Annotated in this window: 13 protein-coding genes and 1 pseudogene; 10 read left to right on the forward strand and 4 right to left on the reverse strand. The window is 60.9% G+C overall.

Annotated elements, in window-relative coordinates; translation table 11 throughout:
• Entirely contained in the window at positions 1 to 636 is a 636-nt protein-coding gene (gene maiA, locus ACW9HW_RS12920; RefSeq protein ID WP_457400141.1) for a maleylacetoacetate isomerase, read from the forward strand.
• A 117-nt stretch (positions 637 to 753) separates the two neighbouring features.
• Here the strand turns inward: maiA and ACW9HW_RS12925 are convergent, their stop codons facing one another.
• A complete protein-coding gene (locus tag ACW9HW_RS12925) occupies positions 754 to 1,557 on the reverse strand; it encodes a SirB1 family protein (protein WP_095193856.1) in 804 nt (267 codons plus the stop codon).
• A gap of 183 nt (positions 1,558 to 1,740) precedes the next feature.
• Here ACW9HW_RS12925 and ACW9HW_RS12930 point away from each other — a divergent pair, with 183 nt between their 5' ends.
• A complete protein-coding gene (locus tag ACW9HW_RS12930; RefSeq protein ID WP_095193855.1) occupies positions 1,741 to 2,760 on the forward strand; it encodes a Glu/Leu/Phe/Val dehydrogenase family protein in 1,020 nt (339 codons plus the stop codon).
• A gap of 189 nt (positions 2,761 to 2,949) precedes the next feature.
• On the opposite strand, the pseudogene ACW9HW_RS12935 reads toward ACW9HW_RS12930, so the two are convergent.
• Positions 2,950 to 3,189 (reverse strand): annotated as a pseudogene (locus ACW9HW_RS12935) (YebG family protein); the annotation flags it as partial.
• A 355-nt stretch (positions 3,190 to 3,544) separates the two neighbouring features.
• Here ACW9HW_RS12935 and ACW9HW_RS12940 point away from each other — a divergent pair.
• Positions 3,545 to 4,045, forward strand: coding sequence for a phosphate-starvation-inducible protein PsiE (locus ACW9HW_RS12940; protein WP_095193853.1), 501 nt, complete (start codon positions 3,545 to 3,547; stop codon positions 4,043 to 4,045).
• Here ACW9HW_RS12940 and ACW9HW_RS12945 read toward each other — a convergent pair.
• Positions 4,042 to 4,359, reverse strand: coding sequence for a DUF3509 domain-containing protein (locus ACW9HW_RS12945; protein ID WP_095193852.1), 318 nt, complete (start codon positions 4,357 to 4,359; stop codon positions 4,042 to 4,044). The two genes, ACW9HW_RS12940 and ACW9HW_RS12945, sit on opposite strands and share 4 nt — an antisense overlap.
• 326 nt (positions 4,360 to 4,685) lie before the next feature.
• On the reverse strand, positions 4,686 to 6,062 hold the full coding sequence (locus ACW9HW_RS12950) for an L-serine ammonia-lyase (RefSeq protein WP_095193851.1): 1,377 nt from the start codon (positions 6,060 to 6,062) through the stop codon (positions 4,686 to 4,688).
• Positions 6,063 to 6,197: 135 nt separating this feature from the next.
• On the opposite strand from ACW9HW_RS12950, the gene ACW9HW_RS12955 reads away from it, so the two are divergent.
• The 7 genes from ACW9HW_RS12955 to ACW9HW_RS12985 all read left to right on the forward strand — a co-directional run bounded on the left by ACW9HW_RS12955 (position 6,198) and on the right by ACW9HW_RS12985 (position 11,826).
• Entirely contained in the window at positions 6,198 to 7,145 is a 948-nt protein-coding gene (locus ACW9HW_RS12955; protein ID WP_095193850.1) for a LysR substrate-binding domain-containing protein, read from the forward strand.
• A 214-nt stretch (positions 7,146 to 7,359) separates the two neighbouring features.
• Positions 7,360 to 7,770 carry an HPF/RaiA family ribosome-associated protein gene (locus ACW9HW_RS12960; protein ID WP_095193849.1) on the forward strand — a complete coding sequence of 137 codons (411 nt, stop codon included), beginning with the start codon at positions 7,360 to 7,362 and terminating at the stop codon, positions 7,768 to 7,770.
• Between the two features lie 271 nt (positions 7,771 to 8,041).
• The gene (locus tag ACW9HW_RS12965) at positions 8,042 to 8,344 is read left to right on the forward strand and encodes a DUF3649 domain-containing protein (protein WP_457400144.1); all 303 of its coding nucleotides are present in this window, start codon (positions 8,042 to 8,044) and stop codon (positions 8,342 to 8,344) included.
• Complete coding sequence (locus ACW9HW_RS12970; RefSeq protein WP_457400145.1) at positions 8,341 to 9,921, forward strand: PepSY-associated TM helix domain-containing protein; 1,581 nt, start codon at positions 8,341 to 8,343, stop codon at positions 9,919 to 9,921. Before ACW9HW_RS12965 ends, ACW9HW_RS12970 begins: the two co-directional genes overlap by 4 nt.
• Positions 9,922 to 10,248 carry a DUF3325 domain-containing protein gene (locus ACW9HW_RS12975; protein WP_095193846.1) on the forward strand — a complete coding sequence of 109 codons (327 nt, stop codon included), beginning with the start codon at positions 9,922 to 9,924 and terminating at the stop codon, positions 10,246 to 10,248.
• Between the two features lie 4 nt (positions 10,249 to 10,252).
• On the forward strand, positions 10,253 to 10,840 hold the full coding sequence (locus ACW9HW_RS12980; protein ID WP_457400147.1) for an RNA polymerase sigma factor: 588 nt from the start codon (positions 10,253 to 10,255) through the stop codon (positions 10,838 to 10,840).
• Entirely contained in the window at positions 10,837 to 11,826 is a 990-nt protein-coding gene (locus ACW9HW_RS12985) for a FecR family protein (protein ID WP_457400149.1), read from the forward strand. Before ACW9HW_RS12980 ends, ACW9HW_RS12985 begins: the two co-directional genes overlap by 4 nt.
• The last annotated feature ends 69 nt before the right edge of the window (positions 11,827 to 11,895 follow it).

An 11,895-nucleotide genomic window follows, 5' to 3' on the forward strand; every position in this document is an offset into this window, starting at 1 on the left:
ATGGAACTCTATACCTACTACCGTTCGACCTCGTCCTATCGGGTGCGTATCGCACTGGCATTGAAGGACCTGGATTACCAGGCGCTGCCGGTCAACCTGATTGCGCCGCCCGGTGGCGAACATCGCCAGCCGCCGTATCTTGGCATCAACCCGCAAGGCCGCGTGCCGGCCTTGCGCACCGATGAAGGCGAGCTGCTGATCCAGTCACCGGCGATCATCGAGTACCTGGAGGAGCGTTATCCACAGGTGCCGCTGCTGTCCAAAGACTTCGCTGCCCGAGCCCGTGAGCGCGGCGTGGCGGCGTTGATCGGCTGCGATGTGCATCCTCTGCACAACGTCAGCGTGCTCAACCGGCTGCGACAGTTGGGGCACGATGAGACGCAGGTTGGGGAGTGGATCGGCCACTGGATCAGTCAGGGACTGGCTGCCGTGGAGCAGTTGATCGGTGACGACGGTTACTGCTTTGGCCCGCAACCCGGCCTGGCGGACGTGTACCTGATTCCGCAGCTGTACGCGGCCGAGCGCTTCAACGTTTCCCTGCAAGCCTGGCCGCGGATTCGTCGCGTGGCCGCTCTGGCCGCTACGCACCCGGCGTTCATCAAGGCGCATCCGGTGAATCAGCCGGACACCCCATAGCGCGCAACACCACCCCCTGTGGGAGCGAGCCTGCCCGCGAAGACGGAGGCAGATCCAGCTTCGATGTGACTGGTAAATCGCTTTCGCGAGCAGGCTCGCTCCCACAAGGGGCTGCGATCAGTGGACGATGGAATTGGGCGGCAGATGCCCCAGCCGCTCCGTCAGGCGAATCCGCTGGATCGGGTCGTCGCTGAGCAACAGGGCATGTTCCAGGTCAAAGCGCTCGGCGTTGGGGCAATCCAGCCGCTGGTAGAGGCTGGCTCGGGCCAGGTAGTCGGCGGCGGTGCCGTTGCCCAATTCCAGCACGCGCTCGGCATCGACCAGGGCACCGATGTAATCGTCGTTGGAAAGGTGCAACTGGCGCAGGTTGCGCGACAGTCGTTGCAGCATCTGCACGGGCTCGGCGGTGACCAGGTGTTCGGCGCTGAGCTTCATGTTCGGGCCGTACTGGCGTTGCAGTAGTTCCCGGCAATCGTTGGGGTAGAGGCGACGGCCGCCGCACGGATCGAGCAGGTGATCGGCACCCGGTACGCGCAGTAGAAAATGGCCGGGGAAGTTGACGCCGACCAGAGGGATTTCCAGGCCCCTGGCCAATTCCAGCGCAATCAGCCCCAGGGCCAGGGGTTGCCCACGCCGGCGTTGCAGCACGCGATTGAGCAGCGCCACTTGCGGACGCAAGGGGGTAAAGTCGTCCTGGGCGAATCCCAGGTCATTCATGCGCCGCAGCAAGGGTTGCGCCAGTTCGCTCACCGGCAACATCGGCAGACTGCCACTGATTCGTTGTTGCAGCGTCTTGAAATCCAGCAGCAGCGATTCGGGATTCACCTCGCTGTCATGTTCGGCGGCAATCCATAGCGCCGCCTCGAACAGCGCGGGCGGTGAACGTTGCAGACAGGCGAAAAACGATTGGCGCGGGGTCATCAAAATCTCCGGGCAATGCCTCGTTTTAGCCCCGTCTGTGCCATTCGTCCAGTGCTGCACAAGGGTGCTCAGCGGTTATTTCCGAATGTCTGAATGGGCGCTTCGGTTATTCCGGTGCGCTTCTGCAATTTTTGTGCGCAAGCCTATACTGGCGACTACAAGAAGTGATTCGGGAGCCCTACGATGTTCGCTCTCATGCAAAGCACTCGCCTTGAATCGCTACATCTTAGCGTCGACCCGGCCACCGGGCTGAAGGCGGTCATTGCCATTCATAACAGTCGCCTGGGGCCTGCCCTGGGTGGTTGTCGTTACCTTGCCTACCCCAGCGACGAGTCAGCGGTCGAGGATGCCGTGCGCCTGGCCCAAGGCATGAGTTACAAGGCCGCACTGGCCGGCCTGGCCCAGGGCGGCGGGGTGGCGGTCATCGTTCGTCCCGTTCACGTGGCCAATCGCGCCGCGCTGTTCGAAGCCTTCGGGCGCTGCATCAATCAGCTCGACGGCCGCTACATCACAGCCATCGACAGTGGCACGTCGGTGGCGGACATGGATTGCATCGCCCAGCAGACCCAGCACGTCACCAGCACCACTTCAGCGGGCGACCCGGCACCCCATGCCGCAATGGGCGTGTTCACCGGCATTCGCGCCACCGCCATGGCGCGGTTGGGCAGCGACAATCTCGAAGGCTTGCGCGTGGCCATTCAAGGCTTGGGTAACGTTGGTTTTGCACTGGCGGAACAGTTGCATGCCGCGGGTGCCGAACTGCTGGTCAGCGACATCGACCATGGCAAGGTGCAACTGGCCATGGAACAACTCGGCGCTCACCCGATTGCCAACGATGCGCTGCTCAGTACACCTTGCGACATTCTTGCGCCCTGTGGGCTGGGTGGCGTGCTCAATAGCCATAGCGTGACGCAACTGCGCTGCTCGGCGGTGGCGGGGTCGGCGAACAACCAGCTGACTCATCTGGACGTTGCCGATCAGCTGGAACGGCGCGGCATTTTGTATGCGCCCGATTATGTGATCAATGCCGGCGGGCTGATCTATGTTTCACTCAAACACCGGGGTGAAGAGCTGGCGACCATCACCGCGCACCTGTCAAAAATCAGCTCGCGACTGACCGAAGTGTTTGCCCATGCCCAGGCGGAAAAACGTTCGCCGGCGCGAGTGGCGGACGAACTCGCGGAAAAAGTTTTGTATCGATAGACGATCTTGGGTTTTGAAAATGAAAAAGGCCCTGAGTCATTCGACTCAGGGCCTGTTCAATTCGGGCGTTGCTTATTTTGCTGCTTTGGCGGCCTTGGCTGGCTTGGCCGGGGCAACCGGCTCAACGACCGCCTCTTCAACGGGAGCCGCCACTTCAACCGGTTGCGGGACTTCAACGGGCGCGGTGAGCAACTCGGACAAGGCGTCCGGCTGGCTCTTGAATGCCTTGGCAAACACATCGCGATTTTTCGCCATGTAGATCCCGGCTTCTTCCACTTGCTGTTCGGTCAGGGACGGAACGGCTTTGTGCAACACTTCAGCCAGCAACTCGGCCAGCTCGAGCATTTTGTCATGACGGTCAGCTTCGGCTTTATCCATGAACAAGCGCTCCAGATCTCGGCTGCTGCGGTATACCACTTCGACGGCCATTCACCACCTCACATGCCTTCACATTTGGTTGTCTGATTCGACTACTGTATTTATATACAGCGAAAAGGATAAGCGAATCGCTGGGGTTTGGGTAGTGGCTTTTTAATGTAGACCGAATTCGGGTTTTGTCAGCTCTGCCGAGTTGTCCTCTTCGCGAGCAGGCTCGCTCCCACAGTATCGGGACCTCACTGAAACGGGTGCGACCAAACGCCACGGAGCGCAACCCGCGTCGGCTCGCCATGATGGCGTGGCCCTGTTTCTGCATAAAAGCTTCTGCATAAAACAGCTTCTGCGTAGAACAAACGTAAAGTCCAACCCGCATTATCCGGTCGAGCCGACCTAAGGAAGCATCATCGTGAAAATCAACTGGGCCGAAAACCTGCGCCAGAGCGTGCATGAACTGGCGGAATCCCTGGGCAACCTGTTCGTCGAGACCTTTCACTACCTGGCGCTGTTTGCCATCGGTGCCGTAACCGCGTGGGCGGCGGTGATGGAGTTTCTTGGGATGATCGAAGAAGGGCACATCAAGATCGATGACATCTTGCTGCTGTTCATCTACCTGGAACTGGGGGCGATGGTCGGAATTTATTTCAAGACCAACCACATGCCGGTGCGCTTCCTGATCTACGTGGCCATCACCGCGTTGACACGCCTGCTGATTTCCAACGTGTCGCACCACAACCCGCCGGACCTGGGGATCATTTACCTGTGCGGCGGGATTCTGCTGCTGGCGTTTGCGATTCTGGTGGTGCGTTACGCTTCGTCGCAATTTCCATCGGTGAAAATTGAAAACCCGCATCGCAAGATCGGTACGGGTTCCAGTGAGCAGCCGGAAGTGGAAAAGGGCGAAATTTAAAGGCCCATGGCAGGTCGGGGCCGGCCTTTGGCCGTTGGTGGCGGCAGGTGGGGTGTGCCGCCATCGATCATGGCTTCGAGGATCGCCACTGCGCTGTGGCCCTGTTCGATGGCGATGCCGAACTGAATGCTTTGCACCAGGCGCTTGAGGCGCTCGGGGTCGTTGCGTTGTTCGGCGCTGATCATGCGCTTTGCGACGACGTGACCACAGTTGGACAGGGTCAGCATGATGCTGCCGTCCAGGCCCTGAATGCTCAGGTTGATCTGATAGTCCGCTGCAAAGGCATCGGTAATGAGCTGAAAGGGGTTGTCCATGATGCGTCACCGCCTGATTGAACGTGCAGTTGTTGACCGGTCGAGATCGGGATTAGTTCGCAACACCAGACCATCGGCCATTCCATAGCCATTTCGCCATCAATGCTTGCAACAGGGATGTAGCAAGGGGCGTGCCGGATGGATTGTCGGACAATCATGGCGGCCGCGCAGAAACTAATGTGGGAGCGAGCCTGCTCGCGATGACGGCTGCCCAGTCAACGCCTGTGTCGTCTGACAGTCCGCTATCGCGAGCAGGCTCGCTCCCACAAAGTTTGCATTTGTCTGCCCGTTTCAGGGCAATAAATGTCGACGTGCCTCTAAAGCGATCAGCATTCCACCCAGTTCACCGCCAGACCACCCCGTGACGTTTCCTTGTATTTATCGTGCATATCAGCGCCGGTATCACGCATGGTGCGGATCACCCGGTCCAGGGAAATGAAGTGTTTGCCGTCGCCGCGCAGGGCCATTTGGGTGGCGTTGATTGCCTTCACCGCAGCAATCGCGTTGCGCTCGATGCAGGGCACTTGCACCAGGCCGCCCACCGGGTCGCAGGTCAGTCCGAGGTTGTGTTCCAGGCCGATTTCGGCGGCGTTTTCCAGTTGCTCCGGAGTGGCACCCAGCACCTCCGCCAGACCGGCGGCAGCCATCGCGCAGGCCGAACCGACTTCGCCCTGGCAGCCGACTTCGGCGCCGGAGATCGAGGCGTTTTTCTTGCAAAGGATGCCGACGGCCGCCGCGCCCAGAAAGAACGCCACCACGTCGTCGTCCGACGCATCCGGATTGAATTTCATGTAGTAGTGCAGCACCGCCGGAATGATCCCTGCCGCGCCATTGGTCGGGGCCGTGACCATGCGTCCACCGGCGGCGTTTTCTTCGTTGACCGCCAGGGCAAACAGGTTGACCCATTCCATTGCCGAGAGGGTCGAAGTGATGACGTTCGGTTTGCCGATTTCCAGCAGGCTACGGTGCAATTTCGCGGCGCGACGCGGAACATTCAGGCCGCCGGGCAGAATGCCTTCATGTTGCAGTCCTTGCTCGACGCACTCACGCATCACCGACCAGATGTGCAGCAGGCCCTCGCGGATTTGTTCGTCACTGCGCCAGGCCCGTTCGTTGGCCATCATCAACTCGGAAATCCGCAGGCCGTGCTGGTTGCACAACTGAAGCAATTCGACGGCGCTGGAGAAATCGTACGGCAACACCACATCGCTGGCAGGGGCGACGCCGGATTCGGCTTCGGCCGCTTCGATGATGAAGCCGCCGCCGATCGAGTAGTAGGTTTGCTCGAACAGCTCGCCGGTTTCGCCGAAGGCTGTCAGGGACATGGCATTGGGGTGGTAGGGCAGGCTTTCGTCGAGCAGCAGGAGATCGCGCGACCAGTCAAAGGCGATGGTCACCTGGCCAGCCAGGGACAGTTCGGCAGTTTCTCGCAGGGTGTGGATTCGGCTGTCGATGGTGGTGGGGTCGATACGGTCCGGCCATTCCCCCATCAAGCCCATGACACAAGCGCGGTCGGTAGCGTGACCGACACCGGTCGCCGACAGGGAGCCGTAAAGTCGGATTTCCACTCGCCGCACGTCAGGCAGCAAACCCTGATCGACCAGCGCCTGGGCGAAGGTCGCCGCCGCGCGCATCGGACCGACGGTATGGGAGCTGGACGGACCGATGCCGACTTTGAAGAGATCAAAAACACTGATAGCCATGCTAAAGCCTATGCCTGCAATGGAAGATGAATCGCTGCCATTTTTGTAGGACAAGCGCACTTTCAGCGATACTGCCAACCTCGTTCCTACGTGACCAACGAAACTTCCTAAGACAGCCTTTAGCAGGACTAAACGATGAGCCGTCAATTGCACGCCCAGACTTATGTGTGGCTGCAGGTGTTTTCCTGCGCCGCACGGCACTTGTCGTTCACCCGCTGTGCCGAAGAACTGCACATCACGCCGGGGGCGGTCAGCCAGCAGATCCGGCAACTGGAGGAACGTCTGGGTTTTCGCCTGTTTCATCGGCGTGCCCGGGGCGTGGAGCTGAGCGCCGAAGGCCAGCGGCTGGCCATCACGGTCAACGAGGCCTACGGCAGCATCGATGCGGAATTGCGACGACTGGACGCGGGCATGATCAGCGGCACCCTGCGGGTGCGCTCGATCCCGTCGTTCCTGAGCAAATGGCTGACCCCGCGCCTGCCGCGCCTGCAGCAGCGTTTTCCGGATATTCAGCTGCGCCTGGTGGCCGAGGACAGCAGTGTGCCGTTGCATGAGGGCGACTTCGATCTGGCCATCGACCTGAACGACGGCAGCTACCCCGGACTGTTATCCACAGCCTTGCTCGATGAACAGATTTTCCCGGTCTGTGCACCGGGCCTGTTGCGGGGTCGTCCGCCGCTGCATGGCCCTGCGGACCTGATGCATTTCCCGTTGCTGCACGACATCACCGCCTGGCGCGGTAGCTATGAATACGCGGAATGGGAGTTTTACCTCAACGCCATCGGCTTCGAAGGCGCGGATGTGCGGCGCGGGCATACCTTCAATCGCAATCACCTGACCATCGAAGCGGCGATTGCCGGAATGGGCGTGGCGATTGCCCGGCGAACCTTGTTGAACGACGAACTGGAGCGTGGGGCGTTGATCGTGCCATTCGGCCTGGCGGTGCCCAATCACAAGCGCTACATGGTGCTCTATGCGCCAGGCGCGCTGAGCCATCCGGGCGTGCGTGCGGTGCATGATTGGCTGGTGGAGGAGGCGGGGATATTTCGCAGTCTGCACCCGCTGGGGGAGCAGCAGATGTGAGAATTTGTGACAAGGGAGCGGGGCGACCCAACTCCCGACCTTAACAGCGCTTTTACCGGTTGTCCGGCTTTTTTTGCGATTACAAATTTATCTTTTTTCAGGGGTTGAATTGTTCAGCGTACAGACCGATTGTGTAACCAAGAGGTCACGGTGATGACGCCCAAGGGCTTAGCTGACCGGCCTCTCGCGAGCTAGCTGAAATAAGGGATGAACTATGCAAATCCAAGTCAATAGCGATAACCATATTCAAAGCAGCATCCGACTGGAGGAGTGGGTACGAACCACCATTGAGAGCACGCTCGAACGTTATGAGGAGGACCTGACCCGGGTCGAGGTTCACCTGCGGGACGAGAACGGCGACAAGCCCGGTCCCCACGATCTACGCTGCCAACTGGAAGCGCGGCCAAAAGGCCACCAACCGATTTCTGTCACCCATAAAGCCGCCAACCTGGAACTGGCGATCGACGGCGCTGCCGAAAAACTCGAGCACGCGCTAGAACACTTGTTCGGCAAATTGCGCGGCAAACCACGCGCCGCCGTGGTGCCATTCGAACGCAAGCCTCATGCCGACAGGCTGCTGGAAGAAGAGTTTCTTGAAAACGAACAGGCTGCCCAGAACGGTTGAAGCCTGATTTAACTTCCCAATGAAAACGGGTCTGCAATGCAGGCCCGTTTTATTTTCAGCTTTCACCCACCTTTATAGTTAAAACGTTTGTGGCGAGGGAGCTTGCTCCTGCTGGGGTGCGCAACGCCCCCAAAACCATCCAGTGAGTCCTATCAGACAAAACCAGGCTGATCCCGAACGACAGCTTTGCGTATGAGAATATTTATCATTAATATTGCGCCCTTGCTGGCCCGGTGATGTTCACTGGGCCTGACCCGGTTCAAGGTCGCCGATGAAAGCCAAACCCTCGCTCCCCGTTTCCTATCGACTGGCGGTCACCTCGCGGGTGCTGGCGGCCGTACTCGGCGGCTACGTCATCACGGCGCTGTCCAGCGTTTGCCTGACACTGTGGGTGCCCATGGCCCGCGCCGAAGCGGTCGTGACCGGGATGATGAGCTCTTTCCTGGTCTACCTGCTGGCGGTGATCTGGTGCTTTGCCTGTCGCACGGCGTGGCGAGCCTGGCTCGGATTGATCGTGCCCTCGCTGCTCCTGGCGGCGGCAGCGGGCGTGGCGTACTGGATGGGCCGCTCATGAAAGAAGGATTCCGCCAGGCCATGGCCTGGTTGCACACCTGGGCCGGATTGACCTTCGGCTGGTTGCTGTTTGCGATTTTCCTGACCGGCACACTGGCCTATTTCAAGGACGAGACCAGTCACTGGATGCAACCGGAAATTCCCGCGCGCGCGGTGTCCTCCGAGGACAGCCTGACCCTGGCCCAGCGCTATCTTGAACAGCACGCCCCGAATGCCTCGCGCTGGATCATCGATTTGCCCGATGCCCGCGAACCCGGCCTGTCGGTGCGCTGGCAGCAGACGCCGGCCAAGCCCGGTGAGCGCGGCCAGCTCACGGAAAAACTCCTCGACCCGCAATCCGGCAACGAAGTGCAGGGCCGCGACACCCGGGGCGGTGAGTTCTTCTACCGCTTCCACTTCCAGTTGCAAATGCCTTATCCATGGGGCCGCTGGCTGTCGACCATCGCGGCCATGGTGATGTTCGTCGCGCTGATCAGCGGAATCATTACCCACAAGAAAATCTTCAAGGACTTCTTCACCTTCCGCCCGCGCAAGGGCCAGCGTTCCTGGCTTGACGGGCACAACGCGGTGGGCGTGCTGGTGTTGCCGTTTCATCTGATGATCACCTACAGCAGTCTGGTGATTTTCATGGCCCTGGTGATGCCGGCGAGCATCCTGGCCTCGTATAAAGGTGATGTGCAGGCGTTTTACAGTGAAGTGTTTCCCGCGTCCAATACCGCGAACGCCGCCGGTGACCCCGCGCCATTGCTGCCGTTGGCGCCGATGCTGGAAAAGGCCCGCGAACAGTGGTCGGGCGGGCGGGTCGGGCGCTTGACGGTGAACAATCCGGGCGATGCGAACGCCTCGGTGGTGCTGGCGCGCGATGGGGCCGACCGTGTGGTTCACGACTTTGGCAGCGCCGTGACCTTCAATGGCGTGACCGGGCAACTGCTCGCCGCGACACCGGCGCAACCCTTGCCGATGGCCATCGCCGGCAGTTTCTACGGCTTGCACATGGGCCATTTCGCCGGCCCGGTATTGCGCTGGTTGTACTTTATATGCGGGCTGGCGAGTACGGCGATGATCGGCACCGGGCTGGTGATCTGGCTCGGCAAGCGTCAACTCAAGCATGCCAAAAGTGGCGTGATGCCCTTCGAGTTGCGGTTGGTGGAAGTGCTGAACATCGCCAGCATGTCGGGACTGGTCCTAGCGGTCGCGGCGTTCTTCTGGGCCAACCGCCTGATACCGGTGGGCATGGCCGGGCGGGCGGATTGGGAGGTCAACGCCTTCTTTATCGTCTGGGGCTTGAGCCTGTTGCACGCCATCCTCCGCCGAGGGCGCGCGGCGTGGGTGGAGCAGTTGGCACTGGCGGCGCTGCTGTTCGGCGCGGTGCCGTTGCTCAACCTGATGACCACGCCGTATCACCTCGGCGTCACGCTGGTGCAGGGCGATTGGGCCATGGCCGGTTTCGATCTGGCGTGCCTGGGCAGCGGTCTGTTCCTCGGGTGGGCGGCGTGGAAAATGCAGCGCGCCGGGCGGGTTTCAGTCACCGGCCGGCAACAGGCGCAACCGATCGCCCTTGAACAGGAAGCCAACTGAATGTTGCTGGCCTGTTTGCTCTGTTATGGCGGTTTTACCGCGCTGTGTTTGTCCATGGACCGTCACCATGCCGAGTTGCTGGGGCGCAAATCGTCGCTACCCGTGCGTCGACGGATGAAGTGGGCGGGAGGGTTGTTGCTGGCCGTGTCGTTGTGGGCAGCGGTGTCGACGACCGGTTGGGCGCTGGGCCTGGTGGAGTGGTTCGCGGTGTTGATGCTCAGTGCCTTGCTGCTGGTGATGCTGATGCCGTATCGCCCGCGCCTGGCATTGTCCCTGGCTGGGTTGGGTCTGCTGGCCAGCCCGATTGCTGCCTTTGCGCCGTATTGAATCCATGATCAGTCGTCCGCCCGAGCCCTTTGAAATAGAGCCCTCTGAAATAGATCGCGATGAGCCGCGCGGTGACCGTGCGCATTTTCTTCAGGTGTTTCTGTCGCAACGTTCGCAAATGGAAGCGCTGGTGAGCCGCCGCGTCGGTTGCCGGGCGACCGCCGCAGACCTGGTGCAGGACTTGTTCCTGCGTTTCTGGCGCCGGCCGCTGGTACAGGTCGAGGAACTCAGCACCTACCTGTTGCGCTGCGCCGGCAACATTGCCATCGACCATTTGCGTAGCGAAGGCACGCGAGCCCGGGTCAGCGAAGGCTTGATGGCAGAACCGTCGGACGGCGTCGGCAGCGAACCGCAAGCGGCACTGGAAGCGGGCAACGATTTGCGGCATGTCGAAGCAGCGTTGCGCGCATTGCCAGAGCGTACGCGGCAGATCTTTTTGCTTAACCGCATCCATGGCCGCAAGTACGCCGAAATCGCCAAGGCGATGGGTCTGTCCCAAAGTGCCGTGGAAAAACATATGATGCGCGCGCTCGAGGCCTGCAAGGCCAGCCTGCGGGAACCGGAACCGCGTACGCCAGGGAAAGCATCGTGAACAATTTACAAAGCGTCACCCCGACGCCCGCTCAGGAGCAGGCCGCACTGACCTGGCTGAGCCTGTTGCATGACCAGCCGAGCAGTGGTGATCAAGCCACCTTCAGCCAGTGGTTGAAGGCTGACCCGGCTCATGCCGAGGCCTACGCCCGTGCGCAAGTGCTGTGGGAGTTGAGCGAAGTGCCGGCGCGCACCCTGGCCGATGAAGACGCATTGGCGTTGCAGCGTTACCTCAACGCCATGAATCACTCGCGCCGCCACAGCGTGCGGCGCTGGTCCGGTGCCCTGGCGATGGCCGCTTGTTTATTGTTGATGATCAGCCTGGGCACCGGTTGGCAACCGACGCGCTGGCTCGATGACCTGGGCGCCGATTATGTCTCGGCGCCGGGGGAAATCCGCACCGTCACCCTGGCCGATCAATCGCAAGTCACCCTGGATGCCGACAGTGCCATCGCCGTGGATTTCAGTGGCGGGGAACGGCATGTGCAGGTGCGTCGCGGTGCCGGTTTCTTCAGCGTGACCCACACCGGTGAGCCGTTTGTGGTCGACGCCGAAAAAGGTCAGGCGCGGGTACTCGGCACGCAGTTCGAGGTGCGCCTGCAACCCCGGGGTGCGCAGGTCACGGTGTTGTCCGGTCGCGTCGCAGTGACGGCGGATAAAGACGCCGCGCAACAAATCCTCACCGCCGGCCAGCAAGTGGCTTATGGCGAGGGTACGGCGCAACCGCTGCATGCGGTGGACAGTGAAGCGCAGTTGGCGTGGCGCCAAGGTTGGCTCAACTACTACAAGGCGTCGTTGGCCGACGTGGTGCAGGACCTGGGGCGGTATTACCCGGGGCGGATTGTGTTGCTCAACGATGAACTGGCCAAGCGTCGGGTCAGTGGCAGCTTTGCGAGCAAGAACCCGCAGGCGGTGTTGAGTTCGTTGCAGGGGGTGTTGGGGTTTGAGCAGCATCAGGTTTTGGGGCATCTGATTATTTTGCGTTGAGCCGACCGGCCTATTCGCGAGCAGGCTCGCTCCCACAGGGGAATGCATTTCAAATGTGGGAGCGAGCCT

The organism is Pseudomonas sp. SDO5532_S415 (assembly GCF_054071155.1).

Coding starts and splice junctions, on each gene's coding strand:
- ACW9HW_RS12980 (WP_457400147.1), top strand. CDS start 10,253: ATGATCAGTCGTCCGCCCGAGCCCTTTGAAATAGAGCCCTCTGAAATA.
- ACW9HW_RS12965 (WP_457400144.1), top strand. CDS start 8,042: ATGAAAGCCAAACCCTCGCTCCCCGTTTCCTATCGACTGGCGGTCACC.
- ACW9HW_RS12945 (WP_095193852.1), bottom strand. CDS start 4,359: ATGGACAACCCCTTTCAGCTCATTACCGATGCCTTTGCAGCGGACTAT.
- ACW9HW_RS12970 (WP_457400145.1), top strand. CDS start 8,341: ATGAAAGAAGGATTCCGCCAGGCCATGGCCTGGTTGCACACCTGGGCC.
- ACW9HW_RS12975 (WP_095193846.1), top strand. CDS start 9,922: ATGTTGCTGGCCTGTTTGCTCTGTTATGGCGGTTTTACCGCGCTGTGT.
- ACW9HW_RS12955 (WP_095193850.1), top strand. CDS start 6,198: ATGAGCCGTCAATTGCACGCCCAGACTTATGTGTGGCTGCAGGTGTTT.
- ACW9HW_RS12930 (WP_095193855.1), top strand. CDS start 1,741: ATGTTCGCTCTCATGCAAAGCACTCGCCTTGAATCGCTACATCTTAGC.
- ACW9HW_RS12950 (WP_095193851.1), bottom strand. CDS start 6,062: ATGGCTATCAGTGTTTTTGATCTCTTCAAAGTCGGCATCGGTCCGTCC.
- ACW9HW_RS12925 (WP_095193856.1), bottom strand. CDS start 1,557: ATGACCCCGCGCCAATCGTTTTTCGCCTGTCTGCAACGTTCACCGCCC.
- ACW9HW_RS12960 (WP_095193849.1), top strand. CDS start 7,360: ATGCAAATCCAAGTCAATAGCGATAACCATATTCAAAGCAGCATCCGA.
- maiA (WP_457400141.1), top strand. CDS start 1: ATGGAACTCTATACCTACTACCGTTCGACCTCGTCCTATCGGGTGCGT.